The sequence below is a fragment of the Allopusillimonas ginsengisoli genome, from assembly GCF_004153455.1.
Taxonomy (GTDB): Bacteria; Pseudomonadota; Gammaproteobacteria; order Burkholderiales; family Burkholderiaceae_B; genus Allopusillimonas; species Allopusillimonas ginsengisoli.
Map to the genome: position 1 here is coordinate 43,370 of NZ_SDQE01000014.1, position 25,080 is coordinate 68,449.

A 25,080-nucleotide genomic window follows, 5' to 3' on the forward strand; every position below is an offset into this window, starting at 1 on the left:
TCATTCTATGGAACGGTTTCAGCAGATGTTGAAATGTGGCTTAGAAGTGAAAACTTAGCGACGATTTTCAAAAATATGGTATTTTCAGCGTATGGTGAAAAATGCCAATCCAATGAAAGAGACAGAGGCGCGGGCCGGTGAGGCGCTCCGTCAGTTGCTTGAAAAGATACCGATCCTTCAGATTGAAGGCATCGAAGTCGAAGCCGTGTCCGGCGATTGGGAACCGGACTTGACCGCTCGGCTGCTCGTGGATGACCGGCGGCACCTACTCATCTGCGAGTACAAGTCGAACGGGCAACCGCGGTACGCCCGGTCCGCGTTATTGGAACTACGGAACTACATTGCGCAGCGAGCTCCCGAGGCGACGCCCGTCTTCATCGCTCCTTACATCTCACCCGCGGTAAGGCAGTTGTGCGAAGAGAAGGGCGTCAGCTATCTCGACCTAGAGGGCAACGCCCGGATCGCTTTTGGCGGCGTGTTCATCGAGCGCATGGTGGCGGACAAACCGGTGGCCGAACAACGCGAACTCAAGTCGCTGTTTAGGCCAAAGTCGGCTCAGGTTCTGCGCGTCATGCTGCGCGAGCCCGGCCGTGCATGGCGCGTCACCGAGTTGTCGGAAATTTCCGGAGTCAGCCTGGGACACGTCAGCAATGTGCGCACCGGTTTAATTAATCGGGAATGGGCACGCGCCTCGAAAGACGGTCTCGTCCTCTCAGAACCCGATGCACTGTTGGACGCATGGCGGGACAGCTACACCGCACCGCCGGGTGAACGTCTGCGGTTCTACACACCTCTGCACGGCAGCACGTTCGAAGACGCGGCCCGTACCGCGTTGCGCGCTGACGAGGCTCCCAGACGTGCCGTTTTCGCATCGTTCTCGGCAGCGCAATGGCTTTCGCCCTACGGCCGCACCGGCACGCACTACTTCTTCGCTGACGAGGATGGTCTGCGCAAGCTTCAAGCAGCGCTGAAGCTCGCGCCTGCCGCGAAGGGCGAGAACGTGGTCATCACCGTGCCGAAAGACACAGGATTGTTCGCCGACACCATTGAACCTGCGCCGGGCGCAGTCTGCACGAGCCCGGTTCAGACCTACCTCGATCTCACCATTGCCGGCGAACGCGGCGCCGAGGCCGCCGACCACCTGCGCAAGGAAAAGCTTTCATGGCCCCAATGACACCGCCCCAGGAACCACAGTCGGCCTCCGAATATGACGACCGCACGACCGCGGCAGTGAAATCCGTGCTGATCGAGATCGGCCAGATACTTGGCAGCTTCAGAGGCAAGTTCGCCATCATCGGCGGTGCGGTACCCTGGCTGCTGCTGGCCAATGAGGATATGCCCCACGTCGGCACACTCGATGTGGACGTCGGTCTGGACGCGGAAGCACTCGGCGACGGCGAGTACGCAACCTTGATCGGTGCGCTCCAAAGCCATGGATACGCCCAACGCAACGGGCTTCGGCGCTTCCAACTGGTTCGCCAGGTTCCCGTGCGAGATGGCGGGGAAGCGATCGACATCGTGGTCGATTTCCTGATGCCGCGCGACGCGGAGGTCGTCAAGAACACCCCTCCCCTGATCAGCGACTTTGCCGTACAACGGGCCGACGGCGCTGACTTGGCGATGCGGTTCTATCAACTGGTGGCGGTGGCGGGGCCAATGCCGGACGGAGGGACCAATCGCGTGGAGATCGCAGTGTGCTCCATCCCTGCGCTGCTGGCAATGAAAGGCCATGCGCTGGCGGGCCGCTACAAGCAGAAGGATGCCTACGACATATACTACTGCGTGCGGAACTACCCTGATGGCATCGAGGCGCTGGCGCAGGAATGTCTCCCTCTCCTGGGGCACGCAAGCGGCGAGCGCGGTTTCCGGCACATCGCCGACAAGTTCGACGCCTTCGAGGGGCACGGACCTACCTGCGTGAGGCGCTTCGTCGAAGCCACGCATGCGCTGGGTAATCGCGCGCCCGAACAGTGGCAGCAGGATGCGTTCGGGCAGATCGACGCGCTGCTGCGCGCCATGTCACTGCGAGCTTGAGTCACGCCCAACGAATGATCGCCGCATTGGAGAAGGCACAGCACCAGCATGCCAAACGCTAACGAAGGTATCGATACTGTCCGGGCATCTCGTGCGGGACACACCTTCCACGAGAGATGGGCTGCCAGGCGGGCATTGCAGCTGGTCTTTCCGAATGACGATCTGTCCGCGATCGCCGTGGAGGGGATTTCGTCGACGGAGACTACTAGTCCCGGAACATGGGACGAAGATGTTGCTGACCGCGTTCTTTACTACGGTGGGGGAGACAATTTTCAGACCTGCGAGCGGATGGAAACCGTCCAGTTCAAGTACAAGCTTCGCGAAGAGGCAGTTACAGCGTCTTATCTGAAAAAGACGATCGAAAAGTTCTCCAGCACGATTATCGGTTATGACAGGACCTTCTCAGCTGCCGAAGTCGACACGAAGACATCGTTTATCTTCGTCACGAACGCGGTATTTAAGGACAGTCTTTCGGAAGCGATAACATCCCTCATCGAAGGGACGACGCTTTCAAACCGCAACGCAGCCAATCAGGCTCGCGATCTCAAGAAGTGGTGCGTTGATGTGGGCTTGTCTGACGCAATGCGACATGCCGGCCCCCGTATTGATAGGCCAAAAAATGTACCGAAATGGGGGGCGCTGGGGAGGCGTTTTTCCGATCCCAACAGCATTAGGGATGAAAAATCTCATTAAGATTCAATCACTTGGAATCACTTCCCAAAGTGTGACAAACCGGGTATGGAGCGCTACTTGGAGCGGGTGAAGGGAATCGAACCCTCGTATGCAGCTTGGGAAGCTGCCGTTCTACCATTGAACTACACCCGCATTGCTGAGCAAGACAACGCGACCGACAGGACGGGCAGAGCGTGCTTTTGGCCAGTGTTTTGAGCCGCCGCCGCGTTCGCGAGGGTTTGCATTATAGCGCCTTTATAATCGCGATATGAACTCAACACCGCAAGAACAAAAACCGGATTTCGTGGAAACGTCCACGGCCCCGTCGGGTACCGGCCATATCCGCAGCTTCGTGCATCGGCGCGCCCACATCACGCCCGGTCAAAAAGAAGCGCTCGACCGCCTGCTGCCGCAGTGGTCCATCCCTTACCGCCCAACGACGCTGGACATGGAAAAGGCCTTTGGCCGCGCTGCGCCTACGGTGCTGGAGATCGGTTTCGGCATGGGCGAAACTACCCAAAAGATCGCCGAAGCCCGTCCCGAAGACAACTTCCTGGGCGTGGAAGTCTTCAACGCCGGCGTAGGCGCCCTTCTCAAGCGCATCAATGAAACCGGCCTGCAAAACATCCGCATCATCCAGCATGATGCCGTGGAAGTCGTGCGCGACATGATCGCGCCTGACTCCCTCGCTGGCGTACATGTGTATTTTCCAGACCCCTGGCCCAAGAAGCGGCACCACAAACGCAGGCTGATCCAGCCTGAGTTCGTGGCGCTGCTGGCCAGCCGCATTGCGCCGGGTGGCTATATACACTGCGCCACAGACTGGGAGAACTACGCTGAGCAAATGCTGGAGGTGCTCGGTGGCAACCCCCATCTGGTCAACAGCGCAGACGGCTACGCACCCCGGCCTGATTTCCGCCCGCAAACCAAATTCGAAACCCGTGGGCTGAAACTCGGGCATGGGGTTTGGGATCTCATCTTCAAGCGCCGCTAATTCCCGCCAGGCCTGGGCCTTGCTTGGTCCATAGCAAGGCGCCACGCCGCCCTGGTCAAGCGGAGTCTTCCCTGCGCAAAGCCGGCTTCGGCCCGAACCGATATACTTGTCCGGTCGGCCCATACTGCCTAAGACAGGCAGCATTCGGCCTGTGTTCAATCCGCGCCGGTGCGCGGGCGCAAACGTGAGGAAGAGACGTGTACCCAGAAATACAGCCGTATGCCCATGGCTATCTTGACACCAACGATGGGCACCATGTGTATTGGGAGCTTTGCGGCAACCCGGATGGCAAACCGGCCATTTTCCTGCATGGCGGCCCCGGCAGTGGGTGCTCTCCTGTACACCGTCGGCTATTCAATCCGGACAGATACAACGTTCTACTGTTCGATCAGCGCGGCTGCGGCCGTTCGACCCCGCACTCCAGCCTGGAGAACAACACCACCTGGCATCTGGTCGACGACATGGAGCGCCTGCGCGCCGAGGTGCTCAAAGCAGACCAAATGCTGGTCTTTGGCGGATCCTGGGGATCAACGCTCAGCCTGGCCTATGCGCAAACACATCCAGACCACGTCAGCGAGCTGATCGTGCGAGGTATCTTCACCGTGCGACAATCCGAGGTGCACTGGTTTTACCAGAATGGCGCTTCTGCGCTCTTTCCCGACTACTGGGAAGATTATCTCGCCCCCATTCCCCAGTCAGAAAGGGATGACCTGATCGGCGCCTATCATCGCCGCCTTACCGGCGACGACCGCGACGCCCAGCTCAAGGCCGCACACGCCTGGACACAATGGGAGAGCCGCACAATCACCCTGCTGCCCAGTACCCACCACGAAAAAGCCCATTCCGCCGACGCGCAAGCGCTGTCCTTTGCCCGCATCGAAAACCACTACGTCGTCAACGGCGGATTCATGGAAGATGGCCAGCTCCTGCGCGATGCGTACAAACTCCGCGACATCCCCGGCGTCATTATCCAGGGAAGGTACGACGCCTGCACACCCGCGCGCACGGCCTGGGATTTGCACCGTGCCTGGCCGCAAGCCGAGTTCCACCTGGTGCCCGATGCTGGCCATGCCTTCGACGAACCTGGCATTCTGACCCGGCTGCTGGCTGCAACGGATAAGTTCAGCGAGCCCACGTCCGTTTCGTAGGAAACGCCTCTATACAATTCCTAACGTTTGCGCCGCATCCGTGTCATGTTTTCTGGCCATAATGGAATGGCACGGCAGAGCGCCGTCTCTCTCAGGGCTGCCCGGCAGCCCGATTCGATGACCTCGAGAACAAGGAAAATACACAATGAGCGTACTTAGTTTTCTGAAAGATGTGGGTGAGAAGCTCTTTGGCGCGGACGAAGCCAAGGCAGCCACGGCGGACGAACTCAAAAAGGAACTGGACAAGCACAACCTGTCGGCTGACGGCCTGGACATCAAGGTGGATGGCGACAAGGTAACGGTCAGCGGCCAAGCTCAGACCACCGAAGAGGCCGAGAAAATCTCGCTGGCCCTGGGCAACACCCTGGGCGTATCCAGCGTGGACAATCAATTGCAGGTTGCCCAGCCCGCGGCTGAAGCCAATATGTACACCGTCAAGAAGGGCGACACCCTATGGAAAATCGCCGAAGAACAATACGGCAAGGGCCAGGGCGCCAAATACACCCAGATCTTCGAAGCCAACAAGCCCATGCTGTCCGATCCAGATAAAATCTATCCGGGTCAAGTGCTGCGTATCCCTGCGCTCACCTAACAGCAAGGCCGTGCACAACGGATAGCGCGAGTCCGAGCATCCCGCCCGCGCCAAACCCACTGCACGTACAATGGGGCCAGCTCAACACTGGCCCCATTTTCATGAGCACAACGTCACCGGGCCATAGGCTCCGTGGATGCACTGCAGCGTTAGCGTTCGGAACAACCCGCGCATGCAGAACAGAATCAGGGCTTGAACCCGCCAAACCCCTTGCCCAGGCCCTTGAGCCCTTTCATGCCGCCCATGGACCGCATCATCTTGGCCATGCCACCTTTTTTCATCTGCTTCATCATGCCCTGCATCTGATCGAATTGCGACAGCAGACGATTCACATCCTGCACGGGCACGCCCGCCCCCGCCGCGATTCGGCGCTTGCGCGAGGCTTTGAGCAGTTCGGGCTTGGCGCGTTCAGCAGGCGTCATGGAGTTCAGAATGCCTTCCTGGCGACGCAACTGCTTCTCTGCCTGGCCGCTTTGCAACTGCCCCGCTGCCTGCGCGAACTGGGCAGGCAGCTTTTCAAGCAACGACCCCATATCGCCCATCTTGCGCACCTGCTGCAATTGGTCGCGAAAATCATTCAGGTCGAAACGCGAGCCTGACTTCATCTTGGCCGCCAGCTTTTGCGCCTCGGCCACATCGATATTCTTTTGCGCCTGCTCGACCAGCGACACGATATCGCCCATGCCCAGCACGCGTTGCGCCATCCGCTCGGGATGGAAAGGCTCAAGGCCATCCAGCTTTTCGGACATCCCCACAAATTTCAGTGGCTTGCCGGTGACATGCCGCACCGACAGCGCCGCCCCCCCGCGCGCGTCGCCATCCAGCTTGGTCAGCACCACGCCGGTCAATGGCAAGGCGTCGGCAAAGGCACGCGCCACGTTCACCGCATCCTGACCCTGCATGGCATCGACCACGAACAGCGTCTCGATCGGATGCAGCAAATCATGCAAGGCGCGGATCTCGCGCATCATGGCTTCGTCGATACCAAGCCGGCCGGCCGTATCGACAATCAGCACGTCATAGTGATGGCGCTTGGCGTGATCAAGCGCAGCGCGTGCGATGTCCTCGGGTTTTTGCGAGGTGTCCGACGGCAGAAAATCCGCATTCACCTGGCCCGCCACCGTCTTCAACTGCTCGATAGCGGCCGGACGATATACGTCGGCACTGACCACCAGCACTTTCTTTTTACTGGTCTTGCGGCCATTGTGCACATGATGGCCGTCAATCAGCCATTTGGCCAGCTTACCCGTAGTCGTGGTTTTACCCGCCCCTTGCAGGCCCGCCATCAGGATCACCGCGGGTGGCTGCGACGCCAGGGACAGTTCGCTGGCCTCCGCACCCAGGTCGCCGCCCATCAGCGCGGTCAGCTCTTTGTGCACCACGCCCACCAGGGCCTGGCCAGGATTCAGGCTGCCCACCACGTCCTGGCCAAGCGCGCGTTCCTTCACGCGCGCCACAAAATCGCGCACTACCGGCAGCGAGACATCGGCCTCCAGCAGGGCCATGCGCACTTCACGCAGCATCTCCTGCGTATTGGCCTCGGTGAGGCGCGCTTCGCCTCGCATGGTCTTGACGACCCGCGACAAGCGTTGAGTCAGATTATCGAGCATAAGAATGTTTCGCTTAAACTGGTGTTTATCGTCTGTAAACCAGACTAAAATGATCCGGCCTGGGGCTAGCCCCCCAGCTGTATAACCAAAACCCAGAGGACTATGTCTGCAGGCATTGTATTTCACTTGCTGGCCGCACTGGCGTACGCCATCCTGGCGTTTGCGCTTTGGCGGCCATTAACCCAGCCCCACAGCAACGCCCAGGTCAAGGCTGGCACTATACGCCGCGTATGCCTGGGCGGCGCCATCGTACTGCATGGCGTCGGGCTCGCAGAATCCGTCGTTCCCAACCATAGCCTGTTTCTCGGCTGGGCGCTTGCCTTGTCCGCTGCTGTCTGGCTGGGCCTCATCGTGTTCTGGCTAGAAAGCCTGGTCATGCGCATCGACGGCCTGTTGCTCATTTTACTCCCCGCCGCCACAGCCACCTGCCTGCTGGCCGGCGCCTTTCCCGGCGGTCATCTGGTCGATCACGCCAATAACGAATGGCTGCGCATCCACCTGCTTATCGCCCTGATGGCCTACGGCCTGATCACCGTCGCCGCGCTGCAGGCCATGCTCATGGCCGCGCTGGATCGCCAGCTCCACCGTCCCGTACAGCCCGAAGCCTCCCGCGGCATCCTGGATCGCGCGCTCGACTCCATGCCGCCGCTGCTCATCCAAGAAGTCCTGCTGTTCAGGCTGATCTGGATAGGCTTTGCCATTCTTACGCTTACCATCATCACAGGCACTGCGGTGTCCATGCGGCTGTCAGGCAGCTTCATGCCCATGGATCACAAAACGCTCTTCACCCTGCTGTCCTGGTTCACTTTTGGCGGCCTGCTTCTGGGCCGCTACACCCGCGGCTGGCGCGGGCCAGTTGCCCTACGCTGGACGCTGGTCGGCTTTGCCTTCTTGCTGCTGTCCTATACCGGCAGCCGCTTTGTACTAGACGTCATCTTGCAACGAGGATAAGGTGGGAAAACTTCTTTTTTGGGCTGTTGTCATCATCGGTGGCCTGCTGCTCGCCCGCATTCTCGCCCACAGCAAGGCCAACCGCGCTGCCGAACAAACACCGCCCCCAACCCGCGCCTTCCCCAAATCTCAACAGGGAGAATCCATGGTGCAATGCGAGCACTGTGGCATCCACCTGCCGCGCTCCGAGGCCGTGATGATAGGCGGCCGCACCTGGTGTAGCCAGGAACATGCGCGCCTGGGCGTCAGGCATTGAATACACTCACGCTCGACCAGCACGGCTGGCTCAAACCCCGCCGCCGCGTCACGCATCAGCCCTCCCCCAACCACGATGCCCGACCGCCTGGCGATGAGCCCACCCTTCTCGTTCTGCACAACATCAGCCTGCCACCGGGCATCTTCGGCGGCACCGAAGTCGCGGACCTCTTCACCAACCGGCTCGACTACAGCCGCCACCCCTGGCTCGAACGCCTGCGCGGGCTTCGTGTTTCCGCGCATTTTTTCGTGCGCCGTGATGGCAGCATCATTCAATTCGTGCCCACTACCCTGCGCGCCTGGCACGCGGGTGTGTCCTGCTTTGAGGGCCGCGAGCGCTGCAATGATTTTTCCATCGGCATCGAGCTAGAGGGCACCGACACGCTACCCTATACGAACGACCAGTACGACACCCTGGCCATCCTGGCGCCCGCGCTGCGCGCCCGCCACCCTCTGCGTGCTGTGCGCGGCCACGAGCATATTGCCCCAGGCCGCAAAACCGATCCCGGCCCTGCCTTTGACTGGCACCGATTCGGCCGCGACACAGGCTGGGCCAGGCGACTGATGCCAGCCTATTGAGCGAGGTAGCGCCCTGCTGTGTTCGCGCACCCCGCCAAGGCGGGCATGACGCAGGCCTCGATAACGTAGGTCGCAAAAAACAGCGATCCCCACGCAGCACATGGCTGGGTGGGGATCAATTCAATCAATTAAGCACATCAGGCCTGTTTGAGCAGCAGCGCATTGACCCGCTTCACAAAACTCGCCGGATCCGCCAGGCTTGCGCCTTCTGCCAGCATCGCCTGATCCAGCAACAATAGCGACCACTCGCCAAACTCAGCATCGTCTGCATCCTTGATACGCGCCAACAGCGCATGCTCCGGATTGATTTCCAGGATGGGTTTGACTTCCGGCGCCTCCTGGCCAGCCGCCTGCAGCATGCGCAGCAAGTGCGGGCTGAGCTCATGCTCGTCCACCACCACGCAAGCCGGCGAATCCACCAGACGGCCCGTCACGCGAACCTCTTTCACCTTATCGCCCAAGGATGCCTTCAAGCGCTCGACCAGCGGCTTGAAATGCTCTGCGACTTCGGCCTGATGCTTTTTTTCTTCCTCATCAGACAGTGTGTCCAGATCCAGCCCGCCCTTGGCAATCGACACCAGCGACTTGCCGTCAAAATCGCGCAAATACGACAGCATCCACTCGTCGACGCGATCAGACAACAGCAGAACCTCCAGCCCCTTCTTGCGGAAAATCTCCAGATGCGGGCTATTGCTGGCCGCCGCGAACGAATCCGCGCTCACATAGTAGATCTTGTCTTGCCCTTCTTTCATGCGGGACACATAATCAGCCAGCGACACCGTTTGAGCGGAGCCCTCGCCCTGTGTCGAGGCAAACCGCAGCAGCTTGGCAATACGCTCCTTGTTGGCCGCATCCTCGCCCACGCCTTCCTTGATCACCTGACCAAACTGATCCCAGAACGCAGCGTAGTCCTCGGCTTTGTTCTCGGCCATGTCTTCCAGCAACGACAGCACCCGCTTGGCCGAACCCTCGCGAATCGCACGCACATCGCGGCTTTCTTGAAGAATTTCACGGGAAACGTTCAGCGGCAAGTCTGCGGAATCAATGACTCCGCGCACAAAACGCAGATACATCGGCAGCAACTGCTCTGCATCGTCCATGATGAAAACGCGCTTTACGTAAAGCTTGACGCCACGGCGACCCTCGCGATCCCACAGATCCATGGGCGCGCGCTTGGGAATGTACAACAGTTGCGTGTACTCGCTGCGGCCCTCGACCCGATTGTGCGTCCACACCAGCGGATCGTCGAAATCGTGCGCGACGTGCTTGTAGAACTCCTTGTACTGCTCATCGGTAATGTCAGACTTGGAACGCGTCCACAAGGCATTGGCCTGGTTGACGGTTTCCCACTCATTCGTCTTGATCTGCTGCGATTTTTCGCTGTCCCATTCTTCTTTGCGCATCTGAATAGGCAGAGAAATATGGTCTGAATAGCGACGCAGCACCTCGCGCAGGCGCCAGCCATCCAGGAAATCATCCTCGCCGTCACGCAGATACAGCGTAACCGAGGTGCCTCGATCCGCCTTCTCGACCGTGGTGACGGAGAATTCGCCTTCGCCGTCCGATTCCCACAAGATGGCGTCTGTTTCCGCCACCCCGGCTCTGCGGCTCAACACCGACACTTTCTTGGCAACAATGAACGACGAATAAAAGCCCACCCCGAACTGGCCAATCAGCTGCGCATCCTTCTGCTTGTCGCCGGTGAGCTGAGAAAAGAATTCCTTGGTGCCCGAGCGCGCAATCGTACCCAGATTGGCCACCGCCTCTTCGCGCGACATCCCGATGCCGTTGTCCGAAATCGTTACCGTACGCTGATCCTTGTCGAACTCCACCCGAATGCGGAGATCCGTATCACCCTGAAAAAGATCCGGATTATCAATCGCTTCGAAGCGAAGCTTGTCGCAGGCATCCGACGCATTCGACACCAGCTCGCGCAGGAAAATCTCCTTGTTGCTGTACAGCGAGTGAATCATCAGGTGCAGCAATTGCTTGACTTCCGCCTGGAAGCCCAACGTTTCTGAGGCAGATTGTGTATCGGTTTGAGTCATGTGGCAGTCCGAAATAAACAAGACAAAAAGGAAAAGACATCGGCCCTGAGGTTGGGCCGATGCTACCGCGACCATTGCCGCGGACGACTATCCTGCTACATGGGGCCACCTGCCGGCGATTTCAAGCGGTAGAAGTGCGGGGGCAGTCTTTTTTTAGCCTGATGACCCACGCACCCGGTGCCAGTCGGCCCTTTCCGCCGAGCTTTCGCCTGGGAACAAGCTTTTTAGTCTCGCGAACGCACGCGATTGGCTTACATCTGTAAGTTGGCCGCCTTAACAATCTCGCCCCAACGCTGGTATTCGGATGCGGACAACTGCCCAAGCGCTTCCGACGTCGAGCCCTCTGGACTGAAGCCGGCATTCTCCAGCACCGTTTTCACCTCATCCGAGGCCAAGGCCTCGCCGAATGCCTGGTTGAGCTTGCTCACGGCATCGGCAGACATACCCGCCGGCCCGTATAAAGCAAACCACGGATCCACCGCATACCCCTGCACGCCCGCCTCGGCGATCGTCGGCACATCGGGAAGCTGAGGATTGCGCTTGGCGCCCGCTACCGCCAGCGCCTTCAGCTTGCCCGCCTTGATATGAGGCAGCGACGCAGGCAGATTATCGAACATCACCTGAATCTGCCCGCCCATCATGTCTGTCAGCGCTGGCGCGCTACCTTTGTAGGCGACATGCTCCAGATTCGTACCCGTCATCTGCCCAAACAGCACGCCCGCCAGATGCATGGAAGTGCCTGTACCCGCCGCGCCGTAGATCAAGCCGGGATGCTGCTTGGCATACGCCACAAACTCCTGCACGTTATTGACCGGCACGGAAGGATTCACCTCCAGCACAATCGTTGACGTACCCAGCATCACAATCGGCGTGAAGTCCTTGGTAGGATCGAACTTCATCTCCTTATACAGATGTGGATTCACCGCATTCGTCGAGATCGCCCCCATCCCTACCGTGTAGCCATCCGGCTTGGCCTGCGCCACTTCAGCCATCCCGATGTTGCCGCCCGCACCGGGCTTGTTCTGCACAATGACCGGCTGGCCCAATTCCTCTGACACCTTCTTGCCCACGGTGCGGGCCACCAGATCCGTTGTCCCGCCTGGGGCGTAGGGGACAATAAACTTGACGGGCTCTGTCGGAAACGTCGCGGCCAGCGCGGGACCTGCCAGGGCCGAAAGGGTCAGGGTGAGGAGGGTGAGCGGAATTGTCTTGGGAATAGCCATGGGATGTCTCCTGTCATGTTGATGTCAGACATCCCGGATATTACCGAATATGCGCGTCAAGACGCCAGACGGCGCTGAGCATATCATGCTGTGCGGCGTCGTATTATCTCGTAACCCACATCTATCTTCTGCATTTCTTTCTGATCATAGTCGTCGTGGTTCAGAATAAGCTGGGCTGCCAGCTCACCGATCTCGAACCCGGGGATTCGAACCGTCGTCAAACCTACACCGAATTCATTGGCAAACTCAAAATCACCGAAGCCTGCGATGGCAATGTCGTCCGGCACCTTCAAGCCTCTGCGCTGCGCCTCGCTGAGCGCCCCAAGTGCCAATGTATCGCTTGCGCAAAATACCGCATCGGTATCCGGCCACTGCTCGATCAGTGCTGCGAATTCCTGGGCACCGCGCTCCGAATTATTCGGCCCCTTCTTTGTGTCTGCAATTTTGCGAAAAACACCACTGCCAAACTCGCGGCATGCTGCCTGATAGCCGATGAATCGCTGCCGCGAGCGAATACTGGTCTTGGAGTTTCCAACAAACCCCACGCGCCGATACGACAGCTCGTGCAAAAAACGCACCATCGCGAAGCCCGCGTCATGATTCGAAAACCCGACCGCATGATGCTGCGCAACCTTTGGCAACTCCCAAACCTCGACTACGGGTATGCCGCAGCCTTGCAATAAAGCGTCTGCTTCGCGGGTATGGTGAGTACTGGTCAGCACCAGCCCAGCCGGTCTGCGTCTAAGCATGGTGGCGATGAAGTCCTCTTCCTTCCCGCTCGAATAATCCGTGCATGCAAACAAAAGCTGGTGATTCGCCGCCCGCAACCTCGTGGACAGGCCATCGATGGTGGACGTGAAAGCTGAGCCGGTCAAGGTGGGAATAAGCGCTGCCACGGACCGATTTTGCCGCGATGATAAGTCACCTGCGCCTTCATTCGGTACATATCCCAACCGGTCGATAACCGCCTGGATTTTCGCCCTTGTTTCGGCCGCGACTTTCTCGGGCGTGCGAATGACACGGGAAACAGTGATGGTGGATACTCGCGCTTCCTGGGCAACCTCGGCCATCGTGACCCAGCGTCTATGCTCCCTCATATTGTTCTTAGCTCAATGGTGGTTCGTATATTTGCCATGATACCTGCCTGACCTGTTTTCGAATCATGCTATTATGCATTGACATTCTTGTTTTTCGTCTGTTAATGTTAACGATAACATTTTAACAAAGAACTTCGCTCAGACGAACAACAGGAGACAACATGAAGATCACGAAGGTCGATGCGATCCACGCTGGCCAGTTTTTATTCGTCAGAGTCGAAACCGACTCCGGTATTCATGGCGTTGGGGAAGCAGGAGCCTGGGGGCATATCGAAGCATCGAAGACTGCCGTCGAAAAATTTGCTACCTACCTCGTTGGAAAAGACCCCTTCCCGATCGAGCACCACTGGAATGTGATGCATCGGTACTCCTATTTTCAGGGACATGCCATCAACGGCGCCATTGCCGCTATTGATATCGCCTTGTGGGACATCAAGGGCAAGGCGCTCAATGTACCCGTATATGAACTGCTGGGCGGTGCCACGCGAAAAAGCGCCCGCGTCTATGGCCATGTCTACGAAAAAACCATCGAAGGCGTAATCCGCGAACTCAAAACCCGGAAAGAACAGGGATTCACCGCAGTCGGACACATCAATCCTTTTCTCGATGAGGGTGAAGATCAGGTTTACTTCAAGCCGCACATCGCAAAAATGCGCGATGCCATCGACAACGTCGGTCGCATGCGCGAGGCTGCCGGCCACAAAATGGATCTTTGCATTGAAATCCATCGCCGCCTGACCCCGGCCGAGGCTATCGTCTTTGCCCAGGGCATCGAACAGTTTCATCCAATGTTCATCGAAGATCCGATGCGGTATGAAGATGCTGCCTCCATGGCGCGCATTGCAGACAAAATCCGCATTCCGATTGCGACCGGCGAACGCTTCACGAATATCTATGAATTTCAGGCACTGCTCAGCCGCAATGCCGTTGAATATGCCCGCGTTGACCTGTGCCTATGCGGCGGCATCACTGGTGGCCGCAAAGTAGCTGCCATGGCTGAGGCACATAACGTGATGGTGGTACCCCACAACCCCTTGTCCCCCATAGGCCTGGCCGCATGCCTGCAGCTAGACGCGGCCATTCCGAACTTTGCGTTGCAGGAATATTCAACCGGCTTCGAAGCCAATGTGATGGTCTCTCAGACACAGCATCTGGGAAGCGATGTCGTGGACCACGTTCCGCTTCCCGAGAATGGCTTTGTGCAGATTCCATCCACGCCAGGCATTGGCATTGATCTTATCGAGGATCCAGTTTCCGTGCGCCCGCCACTGAGCAAGCCCGTGCTGATGCGCATGCACAAAGACGGTTCACCCGTCGATCAGTAAGCCTCCTGAGACGCAGCGGCGGCCTCCCCGCCGCCCGCCTGGAAACTCTCGTTGAAAAATGTATGGCCTTCCTACGGCCACGTATACCGAAATACGACTAAGGCACTGAATGTATAACCACAGCACTCGACTATCAGCTTATCGGGTTATATGGACGCTATTGCTATTGTCCATACTGGGATTCCTGATTATTTACCCGATCTTCATGCTGGGCGTGGGCGCCGTTTCCACTGGCGGCCCCACCGCTTCGGAAGGACAAATCAGCTTTAACGCCTTCTTGCAGGTCGTTCACGACCCCAACGTGCTGCGCGTGACATGGAATACCCTTGTTGTCTGCGCCGGAGGAACTATTATTGCCGTCATAGTCGGCCTGTTCTTTTCCTGGGTTACTGCGCGCACCAATACCCCTTTTGCCAAGGTCATTGAAGCGGTCAGCATCATGCCGCTGCTTATCCCGCCACTCGTGGCCGGGGTCGCGTGGTCCATATTGGGGTCGCCGCAGACTGGACTGCTCAATGTCCTGCTCTCCGGACTTGGGGTAGACGCTAAATTCAATTTTTACACCCCGACCGGCATCATTATTATTTTCGGGATTTATTACGCCCCTTACGTGTACATGTTCACCGCCTCGGCCATGAAGAACATGGACCCCTCGCTCGAGGAAGCGGCGGCAATTTCGGGCGTATCCACATTCAAGACGATTTTTCAGATCACGCTGCCGCTCATTCTGCCCGCCATTATCGCCGGCTCCATGCTGTCTTTCGTCGTGATGCTAGGCATATATGGTATACCTGCAACACTCGGAACGCCGGAACGCTATACAGTCCTGACGACCTATATCTACGAACTGCTCTCGAGCGCCCCGGCAGACTACAACCGCGCAGCAGCCACCTCCCTGATTCTCATCCTGGTCACTGCGTTGGCAGTCATCGCCCAGCAACAGGTACTGAAAGGGAAATCCTTCGTCACCGTTGCGGGAAAAGCGTTCAAGCCCCGCCGCATTGATCTGGGCGGATGGCGATATGTCACCTTTATCGTGGCCGTCATCTATCTGTTCATCGCCGTCGTGCTGCCCATGGGCGCCCTCCTTATCGGTTCCTTGCGAAAGTTCCTCTATCTGCCCAACGCGGCCGCTGTGTTTGACATGTCGGCCTACTCCCTGGGACATTTCCAGCGGCTATTCTCAAACAGCCTGACCACCCTGTCACTGGTCAATACCTTGAAAATAGGCGTGACCACAGCCATTGCGGGCGGCTTCCTGTCCTTTGCGCTGGCCTATACGATCTACCGCACCCGCCTGCCTTTCCGACGGCTGATCGACATCATTTCAACGCTGCCCATCGCCATACCGGGGCTCGTCATCGGCGTGGCTTATATCTGGGCATGGATATCCCTGCCGGGCGGAATCTATGGCTCCATCTGGATACTATCCCTGGCATTTGTCGCGCGATTCATACCCGATACCGTCAAATCGCTCTCCACATCATTGCTGCAGGTGCATAGCGAACTTGAGGAAGCCTCGTTGATCTGCGGCCGCGGCCGCCTCTACACCATCAAGAAAATCATCCTGCCGCTCATCGCCCCCGGGCTCATATCGTCCATGAGCCTGCTGTTCATCCTGGCCATACGAGAACTGGGCTCTTCCCTGTTCCTGTACTCGAGCAAGAGCCTTCCCATGTCAGTCCTGCTTGTCAATCTATACGAAGGAGGAGATTTCGGTGTCACCGCAGCATTCAGCGTAGTCCAAACCGCAATACTCGTCGTTGTGGTCCTGTTCACCACATGGCTGGGCAGAACAATGAGTATCGCCAAATAAAGGAAAAGGAGAATGGAGATGAATACAACAACTATCAAAATCCGCCACGGCGTCATGCTGGCCATCCTGGCCAGCGTCTTTGCCGCAACAGGCAGCCATGCCAGCGGCGACAAGATGCTGCAACAAGCCGCCGAGAAGGAAGGCCAACTGGTCGTCTACACGGCCAACCAACTTGAGTCCGAACAGGACCTGGTCGCCCAATTCAACAAGGAATACCCGAACATCAAGGTTGAAATCGTACGTGCTCCCGGTGGCCGACTGGCCACCCGCATCGAAACCGAGGTGGCCGCCGGAAAGCTGGGCGCCGATGTCATCGATATGTCAGATCGCGGACTGGTCGAAGGTTTCAAACAGGTTTTTGCGGACTACTCGCCGCCCAACGCCGACAAATACCCCGATTCGCTGAAGGATATTCCTAACGTCTGGCCCAAGACCGTTTGGGGCTTTGTCATTGCCTATAACGCTGCATCAGGCGTTGAACCACCCACCAGTTGGGCAGACCTCACCAAGCAGAAATATCACGGCAAAGTCGCGACGGTAGTCGCCAACTCCGGTGGTTCCACCTGGACGCGCGCGCTCTTTGAACGCAAGGTTGTCAGCGACGACTACTGGGAAAAACTCGCCGCCAACAAACCTGTGCTGTATCCCAGCGGCGCCCCCGCTGCGAGCGGCATCGTGCGAGGCGAAGCATTGGTCGGCGGCGTGCAGTCCAATTCGGTCATTCCCATGGTCCGGGAAGGCGCTCCCATCAAGGTCGTTTATCCGAAAGAAGGCATTCCCGTCACGGCATCGGTCGCGGGCATTGTGAAGGATAGCAAGCACCCCAATGCTGCACGGCTTTTCATGAACTGGGCCTTGTCTGAAAAAGGCCAGTCGGCCTGGGTCAAGAACGGTGGGGGATTCTCCGTCATGGAAGGCGCACCCCTGCCAGAAGGGGCGGACTCCTCGACCCGTATCTGGATACCAGACAGCAAGGAATACACCACTTTGCGTAACGACTGGCTTGCGCAATGGAACAAGATTTTCGGGGTTCACTAAGGTCAACACATGTCTTCTGAACTTGTCATCAAGCATCTGATGAAGCATTACGCTGCAGGCGCCAAGCCTGCAGTCAATGATGTGACCATCACGATCGAAGCGGGAAATATCCTGGCCTTGCTGGGCCCATCCGGGTGCGGAAAAACCACGACATTGCGCTCCGTGGCCGGCCTGGACCACCCTACCGGCGGCACGATCAGCATCGGCGGTCGTCTCGTGGCCGATCCGGCAAACGGCCTGTTTGTTCCCCCACAGCACCGAAACCTGGGCATGGTTTTCCAGTCATACGCGGTCTGGCCGCATATGTCTGTGCGGGAAAACGTCGAATATCCCCTGAAAAACAAGAAGCTGTCTCGAAAGGAAATTCATTTGAAGGCAGCCCAGGCTCTGGAACTGGTCGGCCTGGAGGAATATGCGGACAGGCCTGTTGTAGCCCTGAGCGGTGGCCAGATGCAGCGCGTCGCGCTTGCACGCAGCCTGTCATACCGGCCTTCCCTATTGCTGCTCGACGAACCCTTGTCCAACCTTGATGCCAAATTGCGCATCCGTTTAAGGGATGATCTCAGGAAGATCATCAAAGACGCGGGCGTCACCGCGCTGTATGTGACCCATGACCAGGCCGAAGCCGTCGTCATCGGTGATCGCATCGGCGTCATGAAAGACGGCCAGTTGCTGCAGCATGACGCGCCAGCGGCACTGTACAACCATCCCCGCGATCTCTTCGTTGCCAACTTCACCGGCGCGGCAACAGTCCTGAACGTGCAGTTGCGCAAGGCTGAAAACAACGCATTAGGCGCCTTCATCGACGGTTGCGACACACAGCTCATGAGCCTGCCGCTCGAGGTCGCCGCACAACCCGGCCCCGCCCAGATCGCCATCCGCCCCGAGAATGTGCGGCTGCATGCGCTTGCGGCGTCACCACGCCACGACCAGCACCCGGCACGCATCAGCAGCCGGCAGTACCTGGGGACCCAAACGCTCTATTCCCTGAGTTTCCATGGACAAACCATTGACATCGTAGAGCTGGGCACCGTTCCCCGGTTCTCCGAGGGCCAGGAAGTGCTTATCGAATTTCCCCTTGAATGCCTGACCGTATTCACCACCCACTAAGGACTTACAGTGAAGATCACAGATATTGAGACGATTGCGCTAGAGATGCCGCTGCCAAAAACCTTCAAGGGCAGCTATTACTATATGACGCATCGCTGCACCATCATCACACGCGTGTATACCGATGAGGGCATCATCGGCGAATGCTACAACGGCGACGAGTATGAGACTCAGGCCGAAATCCTCAAGATTATCCACGAGGAAATCAAACCCAAGGTCATCGGCCTGGACGTATTCGCCAGCGAGCAAGTCTGGCAAGCAGCCCTCTCGCCCACCTACAACATATTGCGTGATCGAAAACTGGCGACCAATGCCCAGGCCTGCGTGGACAGCGCTGTCCTGGACGCCTGGGGCAAAGCCCTGAACCAGCCCCTGTACAAGCTCTGGGGCGGCTATCGCGACAGCCTGCAGGTCATCGCCATTGCCGGTTACTACGAAGAAGGCAAGCAACTCGCCGATTTCGGCACCGAGATGGAAGCCTTGCGCAAAGCAGGCCTGGCAGGCTGCAAATTCAAGGTTGGCGGCAGAACACCTGAAGAAGATGCCGCTCGCGTCAAGGCGGCACGCTCCGCGGTTGGCGACGATTTCATTCTTTCCGTCGACGCCAACCAGGGCTATACCCAACGCGACGCCATCAAGTTCGGCCTGCTGGTCCAGGACTGCAATATCCGCTGGTTTGAAGAACCGTGCCGCTGGTACAACGATCGCTCCTCCATGGCGCTCGTGCGCCAGGTCACCGGCATACCCGTGGCCGCCGGCCAAAGCGAATACCATCGGGGCGGCTGCCGCGACCTGATGGTCGACCGATCCATTGATGTCTGCAACTTCGACGCAAGTTGGAGCGGTGGCCCCACCGAATGGCGGCGTGTTGCTGCCATGGCCTTGTCCTTCGAAGTACAAATGGCACATCACGAAGAACCCCAGGTATCGGCCCACCTGCTCGCATCCATCCCGCACGGCACCTATCTTGAAGTCTTTCACCCCGACCGCGACCCCCTCTTCTACAACCTCGTGGAAAACCGCAATCCCTTCGTCAATGGTGTCTACAAAGTACCCGAGGGCCCCGGTTGGGGGCTGAAGCTGGACGAGCAGATCATCGCGAAGTATCGGGTTAATTGAGGGCAGGTTGGCGCGGGGCCTCAGTCAGATGAAACGATACGGCTTTGAATTGGACATGCCCCCGTGCAGCCGAGCAAAAGATTGCGTATAATTTCGCCTTCGTGCCACGCGCAGTGTTCTGGCTGCGCGACCTTCCTTATGTGCCCGGGTGGTGAAATTGGTAGACGCAGGGGACTCAAAATCCCCCGCCGCAAGGCGTGCCGGTTCGATTCCGGCCCCGGGCACCACTCTAAAAATCCCAATGAATACAACCATTTAGAGTGGTTTCAGTTCTTGCCCTACAGTTGGGGGATTTTCAAAGTTTGCGAGCCAGGTACAGTTTCGGTACAGTGGTGAAGCGCCGAGTGTACTTTTCGGAACTTTGACTCGCATGGCTACTATCGTTAAGACCCCTTCTGGCACCTGGAAAGCCGTCATTCGAAAGACGGGCTGGCCGACTGCGTCCAAGACCTTCAGAACCAAACGTGATGCTGAGGATTGGGCCCGGCGTACCGAAGATGACATGGTACGCGGGGTATATATACAGCGGGCACCTGGTGAGCGGATGTCCATTGAGGCGGCACTCAAGCGATATTTACGGGAAGTGACACCTACCAAACGAGAATCCACCCGAGTATCAGAGTACAAAAAGGCGCAGCCACTGCTGCGACACCTCGGGAAGTATTCATTGGCCGCCCTGAGCGCCGATACCGTTGCACAGTACCGCGACATGCGTTTGGCTGGCGACCCTGGTGAAAATGGCAAGCTGGTGCCGCGCAGCAACAATACCGTCCGGCTGGAGCTGGCGCTGCTCAGCCACCTGTTTACTGTGGCCATCAAGGAGTGGGGTATAGGATTGCCCTTCAATCCTGTGTCCCAAATCCGCCGCCCTGCTCCTGGCGCTGGGCGGAACCGCCGATTGACACCGATAGAGACCAAGCGGCTGCTGATTGCTGTAGATGCCTACTCGAATCCTATGTTCAGCTGGATTGTGCGGATAGCCCTGGAGACAGGGATGCGGCTTTCAGAGATTGGGGGCTTACGGCTTAGCCAGGTCGATTTGCAGAAGCGGGTTGTACGGCTCGATATTACGAAGAACTCATCGCCGAGGACTGTGCCACTAACGAAAGCGGCTACTGCTGCGTTTCAGGCTGCGATGGACAATCCGATTCGGCCACCTGAGACTGATCTGGTGTTCTTTGGTGAGCCTGGCCGGGATGGGGTGCGACGACCTTATCTGTTTGATAAAGCCTGGACGGACGCCAAGAAAGTGGCTGGGCTGACTGATTTTCGGTTTCACGATTTGAGGCATGAGGCAGTTAGCCGACTGGTGGAGGCAGGACTATCAGATCAGGAAGTGGCTGCAATTAGTGGGCATAAGTCTATGCAGATGCTGAGGCGGTATACGCATTTGAGGGCTGAGGACTTGGTGGGAAGGTTGGACAAGCTGCATAGTTGAACTGCATCAGATAGGATGATTTATCAGCTTTCTGCACTAGGATCGAAGTCAATGATAATAAGAACTCCGACGGCCGTGTCGTAAAGCACGAACAAACTGTAGGCAAACACGCCAACAACCAGCGACTCGAAAAAGAGCTCCACAATGCCGCTCTGTGGAAGAATCGGTGAACTAGCGACTGTGAGAGCTGCGATCGCAACAACGATAAGCGCAACCTGCTCTCTAACCGCCAACACCATCTGTTCTCTAGTTGACTTAAAAGTTGATCCGTTGCCGCCCATCTCCATAAGCCCGCGAATCTTTGTGAGGACGATACCTGTCGTTGCGGAATTAATCGCGAGTAGTGCTATCAGAATGGTGAGTAAGTTGTTACGCAGGAAAGCGTTCAGGTAGTCTGTCTCAAGGGCGTGTTGGGCCAATTGAGATAAGAACCCCAAGGCAAGAGCGATTAGGGCAGTACGAATCGAGCTCATGCTAAGCCATTAATTGTTTGAGGGCTGCAGCAACCTCTGCGACGGGACCGCTAATGTCAAGCTCGTCAACTGATACGGTTTTGGTGTTCTTTGATGTCTGATACTTTTTCCTGAGGCCAGAGATCTTCATGGTGATATTGCCGCCCCCCTCAGAACTGTATTCAACCAATCCTGCGAGAGTTGGATTTGACTCATCGACATGGATTGCGGACTCTGGATCGGCAGCAAGACGCAGATTGTTATTGACGGAGTTCATTTCTTTCGCGAACTGTCGAAGATCCTGCGATAAACTCCGCGAGATGTTCGCCATATTTGGGGTAATGAACTCAAAATCGATGCTTTGTATTCGGCCCTCAAATTTATGCACGAGCGTCCAGAACCCCTCGACTTCGAACAAGGGCTCAAAGTGCGAGCTCAAATGAGCGGAGCCTAGTTTCGGCGCCACCGCTTCTAGGATCATTTGCACTACTGACTTTGCATGTTGAAATGCTGTGCTTCTTCTTTGAACAGCAATCAGCTGAATCTCTGGATGATTCCATACCGCTACAAGGACAGATGGCCAATTATCAATGTACTCATCGGAGAACTCCTTGGTTTCCCGATGAATAGACCGATTGGCCGCAATTCTATAAAGAAAGAAATCTTGTTCTGTATACAGTAGCTTGGCAATGACGTCCGTACGAGGATGATTGAACTGATGAACCTCCCGAAGCGCTTGTGCGAAGATGTCATTCTTGCGCTCAATTAGTTCATCAATCGTCTGGATGTCGTTGATAAAGTCGAGTTGTAGTTGTCTGTCTACGGGCAGCAGTTGATAACGAAATAGCTCGAATACGATTGTCATAGGCGCTCCTCAGCACCAAACATAACGTTGGAAATCAGCGCCATTCAAAAGGCGTTCCGTGCCTTTTTCGACCAAGTTGTTTGCTAGCTCCCGCACATCGCTCCATTCCATGACAATTTTCAAATCGGCAGACTGTCCGCCCCTGGGCCGGCAGTCGATGTTGCTAGCACAGTAACTAGACTGACACAGTGTGTCAAATCGTATCAACATCAACAGGGTTTTAGACAACAAACACTGTACCGACACAAGACCACTAGGTCACCATCTATAGGTGCTCCATGAACGAACCTTTGTCTGAGGTCATCCGTATCCGGGTGACTCCGTCTCACGCTGCTCGTCTGAGCGAGGCTGCCGCCCTTTCCGGGCTTTCCCTCTCCAACTACATAAGGCGACGGCTGTCCGCCGACGACACGCTGCAGGAAGAACTGACGCTGCTGCGCCAGATCGTGGCCGACCTGGACCATCTGCAAGAAACTCGCTTGGCTGCCGTCGAAACCGCTTATCTCGTGCGGGCCATGGCCAAGCCTGAACAGATCGCCATCGCCCAACAGAATCTGCAGCGTCAACGCTAACCTCTCTTCGGCCTGTTCCAAGGCCACCTGCCGTACCCCTTCCCCGGAGACACCTTCATGCAATCCCTTCCCGCCCTGCGGGCTGGGGCGCTGGCGCTCGCCTGCGTCCTGGCTCCTGTCGCTCATGCCGCCGACACGGCTAACCTGCTCACGGGTATCCCACGTCTCGCCTGCGAAGCAACGCTCTGCCTGTCATCCAGCCTGCGACCTGGCGAATGCAGTCCATCCCTGGACCACTACTTCGACATCAGGAAGTACAACAAGCACGGCCTGGACTGGTCTGCTACCGTCTCAGCGAGACGTTCCTTTCTATCCCAGTGCCCGGCGTCCGGCGACTCGGGCATGTCAGAGCGCATTGATGCCATATCACGCGGTGCTGGCAAATGCGACGCGGAATTCTTGAACCAAACCTATGCTGATACGGCGTACAAATGGCGCAAGCGTGAATACGGCGGTGACAGCGGGCAAACCGTCTACGAAGTCCATCCCCTACCTACAGTCACACTCGACCAGCTACCCACCTATTGTGTCGTTTACAACGATCACGCCTGGACGTATGAGCTGTCTGTACGCTACGTCGGCAGGCCAACCATGGGCGGGCATTGGGTCAAAACCGAAGAATTCGAGGCGGCACAAGCCAAATGGGATGCCGACCATAGCGGGTTATGGGCGAAAGGCTGGAATTTTTCCCTGACGGATCCCAGACACCGGCGTGGACGCTGAAGGAGCCAGGCATGATCGCAGAAATAGCAGCCTTGGCCGTCACCTGCGCGCCCAACATCCACCCAGTCACGCTACATGCACTGATTCGTCATGAATCCCGAGTCCAGCAGTACGCCATCGGTGTCAACCGCAAGGGCCAGCACCTTCGACGGCAACCTCAAACCTTGGTCGAAGCGAGCGCAGCTGCTGACCGCCTCATTGACCAGGGTATCGACTTCGATGCCGGGCTGGGGCAGATCAATGTTCGCAACTGGGCGTGGTTGAATCTGGATAGCAAGTCCGTCTTTGATCCCTGCCGCAATCTGGCCGCCGCCCAGACGGTACTGGCAGAGTGCTATGCCAGAGCATTACCCCAACAGACAGATCCGCAGCATGCCTTACGCGCCGCACTGTCCTGCTACAACACCGGTAATTTCAAGCGCGGTTTCACCAATGGCTATGTAGGCAAAGTGCTGGCCCAAGCGAAGATCAAGGTTCCGGCCTTGGCACCGCTGAAAAACGAAACGACCGGGTTTGAGGAAAAGGCCACGCCGGCAGAATCGGCGCAAAAACCCGATCAAGAACCACCAGCTCAACCTGAGGGTGCACCAGACGGCTTCAGCGCCAACCCGGCAACCGACGGCTTTTCACAAACGCGTGACGGCGAGCCAGACAGCAGCCCTAATTCCGACGCCTGACGCACCCCTGGCGGACTGGCCAAGTCCATTTCTTTTCTTACCCACCACCCCTGCGCCCTTTGGTGCCCAGGGGCAGGAGTCTTTTTCATGTCTCAACTGAAACGCTTCAAGAACGCTATGTCCTTCCTACGGACCAGCAACAAACCGACCACAGCCGCACTGCTGCTTGGCATCCATCACGCTGCATTTGCCCAATCCATTGGCGGGCTTTCCCGAGCGCAAACCACATTGCAGACGCTCCGAGACAATCTGGATGTCATTCTGCCCATTGCAGCCATCATCATCGGCGTCATCATTTTTGTACTGTATTCGGCAGAGGTCATGCGTAAAGACGATGCCATCCGTTGGGGCATTGGCGTGCTGCTGGCCGGATCTGTTGCCGAACTGGTTGTGTTGCTTTGGAAGTAAGCCATGGCAACCAACACGTATCCGGTCTTTAGGGGACTGGGCCGCAAGGCCACCTTCATGGGCGTTCCCACCAAGCTATTACTGGGCGCCTTTACCTGCGTAGCCATAGTGGCCATGACGGCAGGCCTGGCTTGGTGGGGCTTGCTGTTCATTGTCATACCCACGCTCGCTATTCTCACCCGCGATGACGATAAAGCGTTGGATGTGCTGTGGCTCGAATTGAAAACGCGACGGCGCAATCGCAATCAGCGCTTCTGGCAGGGCTCCAGTTACGCCCTGCAAGGCTATCACCGGCGTCGGCCCTGGCGCGCACTCATCAAATAAAGGATGTTTT

26 protein-coding genes and 2 tRNA genes are annotated in these 25,080 nt (G+C 57.5%); 21 read left to right on the plus strand and 7 right to left on the minus strand.

Features of this window, described 5'->3' with window-relative positions:
- Positions 1-91 precede the first annotated feature (91 nt).
- The 3 genes from ERE07_RS18820 to ERE07_RS18830 are packed head-to-tail and all read left to right on the plus strand — an operon-like array spanning position 92 to position 2,727.
- A complete protein-coding gene (locus ERE07_RS18820) occupies positions 92-1,174 on the plus strand; it encodes a type IV toxin-antitoxin system AbiEi family antitoxin (RefSeq protein ID WP_130010593.1) in 1,083 nt (360 codons plus the stop codon).
- Positions 1,162-2,034, plus strand: a complete 873-nt coding sequence (locus tag ERE07_RS18825) for a nucleotidyl transferase AbiEii/AbiGii toxin family protein (protein ID WP_209021188.1) — start codon at positions 1,162-1,164, stop codon at positions 2,032-2,034. The genes ERE07_RS18820 and ERE07_RS18825 overlap by 13 nt, the downstream gene beginning before the upstream one ends.
- A gap of 48 nt (positions 2,035-2,082) precedes the next feature.
- The gene (locus ERE07_RS18830; RefSeq protein WP_209021189.1) at positions 2,083-2,727 is read left to right on the plus strand and encodes a hypothetical protein; all 645 of its coding nucleotides are present in this window, start codon (positions 2,083-2,085) and stop codon (positions 2,725-2,727) included.
- Positions 2,728-2,785: 58 nt separating this feature from the next.
- Here the strand turns inward: ERE07_RS18830 and ERE07_RS18835 are convergent.
- A tRNA-Gly gene (locus ERE07_RS18835) sits at positions 2,786-2,859 on the minus strand.
- Positions 2,860-2,974: 115 nt separating this feature from the next.
- Here ERE07_RS18835 and trmB point away from each other — a divergent pair.
- The 3 genes from trmB (at position 2,975) to lysM (ending at position 5,440) form a co-directional block, all read left to right on the plus strand.
- Complete coding sequence (gene trmB / locus ERE07_RS18840) at positions 2,975-3,700, plus strand: tRNA (guanosine(46)-N7)-methyltransferase TrmB (RefSeq protein ID WP_130010594.1); 726 nt, start codon at positions 2,975-2,977, stop codon at positions 3,698-3,700.
- 197 nt (positions 3,701-3,897) lie between these two features.
- A complete protein-coding gene (pip, locus tag ERE07_RS18845; RefSeq protein ID WP_130010595.1) occupies positions 3,898-4,848 on the plus strand; it encodes a prolyl aminopeptidase in 951 nt (316 codons plus the stop codon).
- Positions 4,849-4,993: 145 nt separating this feature from the next.
- Complete coding sequence (lysM, locus tag ERE07_RS18850; protein ID WP_130010596.1) at positions 4,994-5,440, plus strand: peptidoglycan-binding protein LysM; 447 nt, start codon at positions 4,994-4,996, stop codon at positions 5,438-5,440.
- A gap of 185 nt (positions 5,441-5,625) precedes the next feature.
- Here the strand turns inward: lysM and ffh are convergent, their stop codons facing one another.
- Positions 5,626-7,050 (minus strand): signal recognition particle protein, encoded by a 1,425-nt coding sequence (ffh, locus tag ERE07_RS18855; protein ID WP_130010597.1) that lies wholly within the window; start codon positions 7,048-7,050, stop codon positions 5,626-5,628.
- A gap of 102 nt (positions 7,051-7,152) precedes the next feature.
- Here ffh and ERE07_RS18860 point away from each other — a divergent pair, with 102 nt between their 5' ends.
- Genes ERE07_RS18860 through ampD form a run of 3 tightly spaced genes read left to right on the plus strand, consistent with a single transcriptional unit; the run spans position 7,153 to position 8,835 of the window.
- Positions 7,153-8,001 (plus strand): cytochrome C assembly family protein, encoded by an 849-nt coding sequence (locus ERE07_RS18860; RefSeq protein ID WP_130010598.1) that lies wholly within the window; start codon positions 7,153-7,155, stop codon positions 7,999-8,001.
- A 1-nt stretch (position 8,002) separates the two neighbouring features.
- Complete coding sequence (locus ERE07_RS18865; RefSeq protein ID WP_130010599.1) at positions 8,003-8,257, plus strand: PP0621 family protein; 255 nt, start codon at positions 8,003-8,005, stop codon at positions 8,255-8,257.
- On the plus strand, positions 8,254-8,835 hold the full coding sequence (gene ampD, locus ERE07_RS18870; RefSeq protein WP_130010600.1) for a 1,6-anhydro-N-acetylmuramyl-L-alanine amidase AmpD: 582 nt from the start codon (positions 8,254-8,256) through the stop codon (positions 8,833-8,835). The genes ERE07_RS18865 and ampD overlap by 4 nt, the downstream gene beginning before the upstream one ends.
- A gap of 137 nt (positions 8,836-8,972) precedes the next feature.
- On the opposite strand, the gene htpG is transcribed toward ampD, so the two are convergent.
- The 3 genes from htpG to ERE07_RS18885 all read right to left on the minus strand — a co-directional run bounded on the left by htpG (position 8,973) and on the right by ERE07_RS18885 (position 13,203).
- Positions 8,973-10,883: a molecular chaperone HtpG gene (gene htpG, locus ERE07_RS18875; RefSeq protein ID WP_130010601.1), complete on the minus strand. Its 1,911-nt coding sequence runs from the start codon at positions 10,881-10,883 to the stop codon at positions 8,973-8,975.
- Positions 10,884-11,134: 251 nt separating this feature from the next.
- On the minus strand, positions 11,135-12,106 hold the full coding sequence (locus ERE07_RS18880; RefSeq protein ID WP_130010602.1) for a Bug family tripartite tricarboxylate transporter substrate binding protein: 972 nt from the start codon (positions 12,104-12,106) through the stop codon (positions 11,135-11,137).
- Positions 12,107-12,189: 83 nt separating this feature from the next.
- Positions 12,190-13,203, minus strand: coding sequence for a LacI family DNA-binding transcriptional regulator (locus tag ERE07_RS18885; RefSeq protein WP_130010603.1), 1,014 nt, complete (start codon positions 13,201-13,203; stop codon positions 12,190-12,192).
- 161 nt (positions 13,204-13,364) lie between these two features.
- Here ERE07_RS18885 and dgoD point away from each other — a divergent pair, with 161 nt between their 5' ends.
- The 7 genes from dgoD to ERE07_RS18920 all read left to right on the plus strand — a co-directional run bounded on the left by dgoD (position 13,365) and on the right by ERE07_RS18920 (position 21,049).
- Positions 13,365-14,528: a galactonate dehydratase gene (gene dgoD / locus ERE07_RS18890; protein ID WP_130010604.1), complete on the plus strand. Its 1,164-nt coding sequence runs from the start codon at positions 13,365-13,367 to the stop codon at positions 14,526-14,528.
- Positions 14,529-14,637: 109 nt separating this feature from the next.
- A complete protein-coding gene (locus tag ERE07_RS18895; protein ID WP_130010605.1) occupies positions 14,638-16,344 on the plus strand; it encodes an ABC transporter permease in 1,707 nt (568 codons plus the stop codon).
- An 18-nt stretch (positions 16,345-16,362) separates the two neighbouring features.
- Positions 16,363-17,382: an ABC transporter substrate-binding protein gene (locus ERE07_RS18900; RefSeq protein ID WP_167670995.1), complete on the plus strand. Its 1,020-nt coding sequence runs from the start codon at positions 16,363-16,365 to the stop codon at positions 17,380-17,382.
- Between the two features lie 9 nt (positions 17,383-17,391).
- Positions 17,392-18,492, plus strand: coding sequence for an ABC transporter ATP-binding protein (locus ERE07_RS18905; RefSeq protein WP_130010607.1), 1,101 nt, complete (start codon positions 17,392-17,394; stop codon positions 18,490-18,492).
- 9 nt (positions 18,493-18,501) lie between these two features.
- On the plus strand, positions 18,502-19,611 hold the full coding sequence (locus ERE07_RS18910) for a mandelate racemase/muconate lactonizing enzyme family protein (RefSeq protein ID WP_209021190.1): 1,110 nt from the start codon (positions 18,502-18,504) through the stop codon (positions 19,609-19,611).
- Positions 19,612-19,753: 142 nt separating this feature from the next.
- Positions 19,754-19,838: transfer RNA gene (locus tag ERE07_RS18915), tRNA-Leu, on the plus strand.
- Positions 19,839-19,981: 143 nt separating this feature from the next.
- Complete coding sequence (locus ERE07_RS18920) at positions 19,982-21,049, plus strand: site-specific integrase (protein WP_130010608.1); 1,068 nt, start codon at positions 19,982-19,984, stop codon at positions 21,047-21,049.
- A gap of 23 nt (positions 21,050-21,072) precedes the next feature.
- Here the strand turns inward: ERE07_RS18920 and ERE07_RS18925 are convergent, their stop codons facing one another.
- Both ERE07_RS18925 and ERE07_RS18930 read right to left on the minus strand, forming a co-directional pair.
- On the minus strand, positions 21,073-21,522 hold the full coding sequence (locus ERE07_RS18925) for a hypothetical protein (RefSeq protein WP_130010609.1): 450 nt from the start codon (positions 21,520-21,522) through the stop codon (positions 21,073-21,075).
- A gap of 1 nt (position 21,523) precedes the next feature.
- Complete coding sequence (locus ERE07_RS18930) at positions 21,524-22,366, minus strand: hypothetical protein (protein ID WP_130010610.1); 843 nt, start codon at positions 22,364-22,366, stop codon at positions 21,524-21,526.
- A 278-nt stretch (positions 22,367-22,644) separates the two neighbouring features.
- Here ERE07_RS18930 and ERE07_RS18935 point away from each other — a divergent pair, with 278 nt between their 5' ends.
- The 5 genes from ERE07_RS18935 to ERE07_RS18955 all read left to right on the plus strand — a co-directional run bounded on the left by ERE07_RS18935 (position 22,645) and on the right by ERE07_RS18955 (position 25,070).
- Positions 22,645-22,938, plus strand: coding sequence for a plasmid mobilization protein (locus ERE07_RS18935; RefSeq protein WP_130010611.1), 294 nt, complete (start codon positions 22,645-22,647; stop codon positions 22,936-22,938).
- A gap of 57 nt (positions 22,939-22,995) precedes the next feature.
- Positions 22,996-23,661 carry a TrbM/KikA/MpfK family conjugal transfer protein gene (locus ERE07_RS18940; RefSeq protein ID WP_130010612.1) on the plus strand — a complete coding sequence of 222 codons (666 nt, stop codon included), beginning with the start codon at positions 22,996-22,998 and terminating at the stop codon, positions 23,659-23,661.
- An 11-nt stretch (positions 23,662-23,672) separates the two neighbouring features.
- Positions 23,673-24,338 carry a lytic transglycosylase domain-containing protein gene (locus tag ERE07_RS18945; RefSeq protein WP_130010613.1) on the plus strand — a complete coding sequence of 222 codons (666 nt, stop codon included), beginning with the start codon at positions 23,673-23,675 and terminating at the stop codon, positions 24,336-24,338.
- 87 nt (positions 24,339-24,425) lie between these two features.
- On the plus strand, positions 24,426-24,746 hold the full coding sequence (locus tag ERE07_RS18950) for a TrbC/VirB2 family protein (protein ID WP_130010614.1): 321 nt from the start codon (positions 24,426-24,428) through the stop codon (positions 24,744-24,746).
- Positions 24,747-24,749: 3 nt separating this feature from the next.
- On the plus strand, positions 24,750-25,070 hold the full coding sequence (locus ERE07_RS18955) for a VirB3 family type IV secretion system protein (RefSeq protein ID WP_013742847.1): 321 nt from the start codon (positions 24,750-24,752) through the stop codon (positions 25,068-25,070).
- The last annotated feature ends 10 nt before the right edge of the window (positions 25,071-25,080 follow it).

Coding starts and splice junctions, on each gene's coding strand:
- ERE07_RS18820 (WP_130010593.1), top strand. CDS start 92: ATGGTGAAAAATGCCAATCCAATGAAAGAGACAGAGGCGCGGGCCGGT.
- ERE07_RS18825 (WP_209021188.1), top strand. CDS start 1,162: ATGGCCCCAATGACACCGCCCCAGGAACCACAGTCGGCCTCCGAATAT.
- ERE07_RS18830 (WP_209021189.1), top strand. CDS start 2,083: ATGCCAAACGCTAACGAAGGTATCGATACTGTCCGGGCATCTCGTGCG.
- trmB (WP_130010594.1), top strand. CDS start 2,975: ATGAACTCAACACCGCAAGAACAAAAACCGGATTTCGTGGAAACGTCC.
- lysM (WP_130010596.1), top strand. CDS start 4,994: ATGAGCGTACTTAGTTTTCTGAAAGATGTGGGTGAGAAGCTCTTTGGC.
- ffh (WP_130010597.1), bottom strand. CDS start 7,050: ATGCTCGATAATCTGACTCAACGCTTGTCGCGGGTCGTCAAGACCATG.
- ERE07_RS18860 (WP_130010598.1), top strand. CDS start 7,153: ATGTCTGCAGGCATTGTATTTCACTTGCTGGCCGCACTGGCGTACGCC.
- htpG (WP_130010601.1), bottom strand. CDS start 10,883: ATGACTCAAACCGATACACAATCTGCCTCAGAAACGTTGGGCTTCCAG.
- ERE07_RS18880 (WP_130010602.1), bottom strand. CDS start 12,106: ATGGCTATTCCCAAGACAATTCCGCTCACCCTCCTCACCCTGACCCTT.
- ERE07_RS18885 (WP_130010603.1), bottom strand. CDS start 13,203: ATGAGGGAGCATAGACGCTGGGTCACGATGGCCGAGGTTGCCCAGGAA.
- dgoD (WP_130010604.1), top strand. CDS start 13,365: ATGAAGATCACGAAGGTCGATGCGATCCACGCTGGCCAGTTTTTATTC.
- ERE07_RS18895 (WP_130010605.1), top strand. CDS start 14,638: ATGTATAACCACAGCACTCGACTATCAGCTTATCGGGTTATATGGACG.
- ERE07_RS18900 (WP_167670995.1), top strand. CDS start 16,363: ATGAATACAACAACTATCAAAATCCGCCACGGCGTCATGCTGGCCATC.
- ERE07_RS18905 (WP_130010607.1), top strand. CDS start 17,392: ATGTCTTCTGAACTTGTCATCAAGCATCTGATGAAGCATTACGCTGCA.
- ERE07_RS18920 (WP_130010608.1), top strand. CDS start 19,982: ATGGCTACTATCGTTAAGACCCCTTCTGGCACCTGGAAAGCCGTCATT.
- ERE07_RS18925 (WP_130010609.1), bottom strand. CDS start 21,522: ATGAGCTCGATTCGTACTGCCCTAATCGCTCTTGCCTTGGGGTTCTTA.
- ERE07_RS18930 (WP_130010610.1), bottom strand. CDS start 22,366: ATGACAATCGTATTCGAGCTATTTCGTTATCAACTGCTGCCCGTAGAC.
- ERE07_RS18935 (WP_130010611.1), top strand. CDS start 22,645: ATGAACGAACCTTTGTCTGAGGTCATCCGTATCCGGGTGACTCCGTCT.
- ERE07_RS18940 (WP_130010612.1), top strand. CDS start 22,996: ATGCAATCCCTTCCCGCCCTGCGGGCTGGGGCGCTGGCGCTCGCCTGC.
- ERE07_RS18945 (WP_130010613.1), top strand. CDS start 23,673: ATGATCGCAGAAATAGCAGCCTTGGCCGTCACCTGCGCGCCCAACATC.
- ERE07_RS18950 (WP_130010614.1), top strand. CDS start 24,426: ATGTCTCAACTGAAACGCTTCAAGAACGCTATGTCCTTCCTACGGACC.
- ERE07_RS18955 (WP_013742847.1), top strand. CDS start 24,750: ATGGCAACCAACACGTATCCGGTCTTTAGGGGACTGGGCCGCAAGGCC.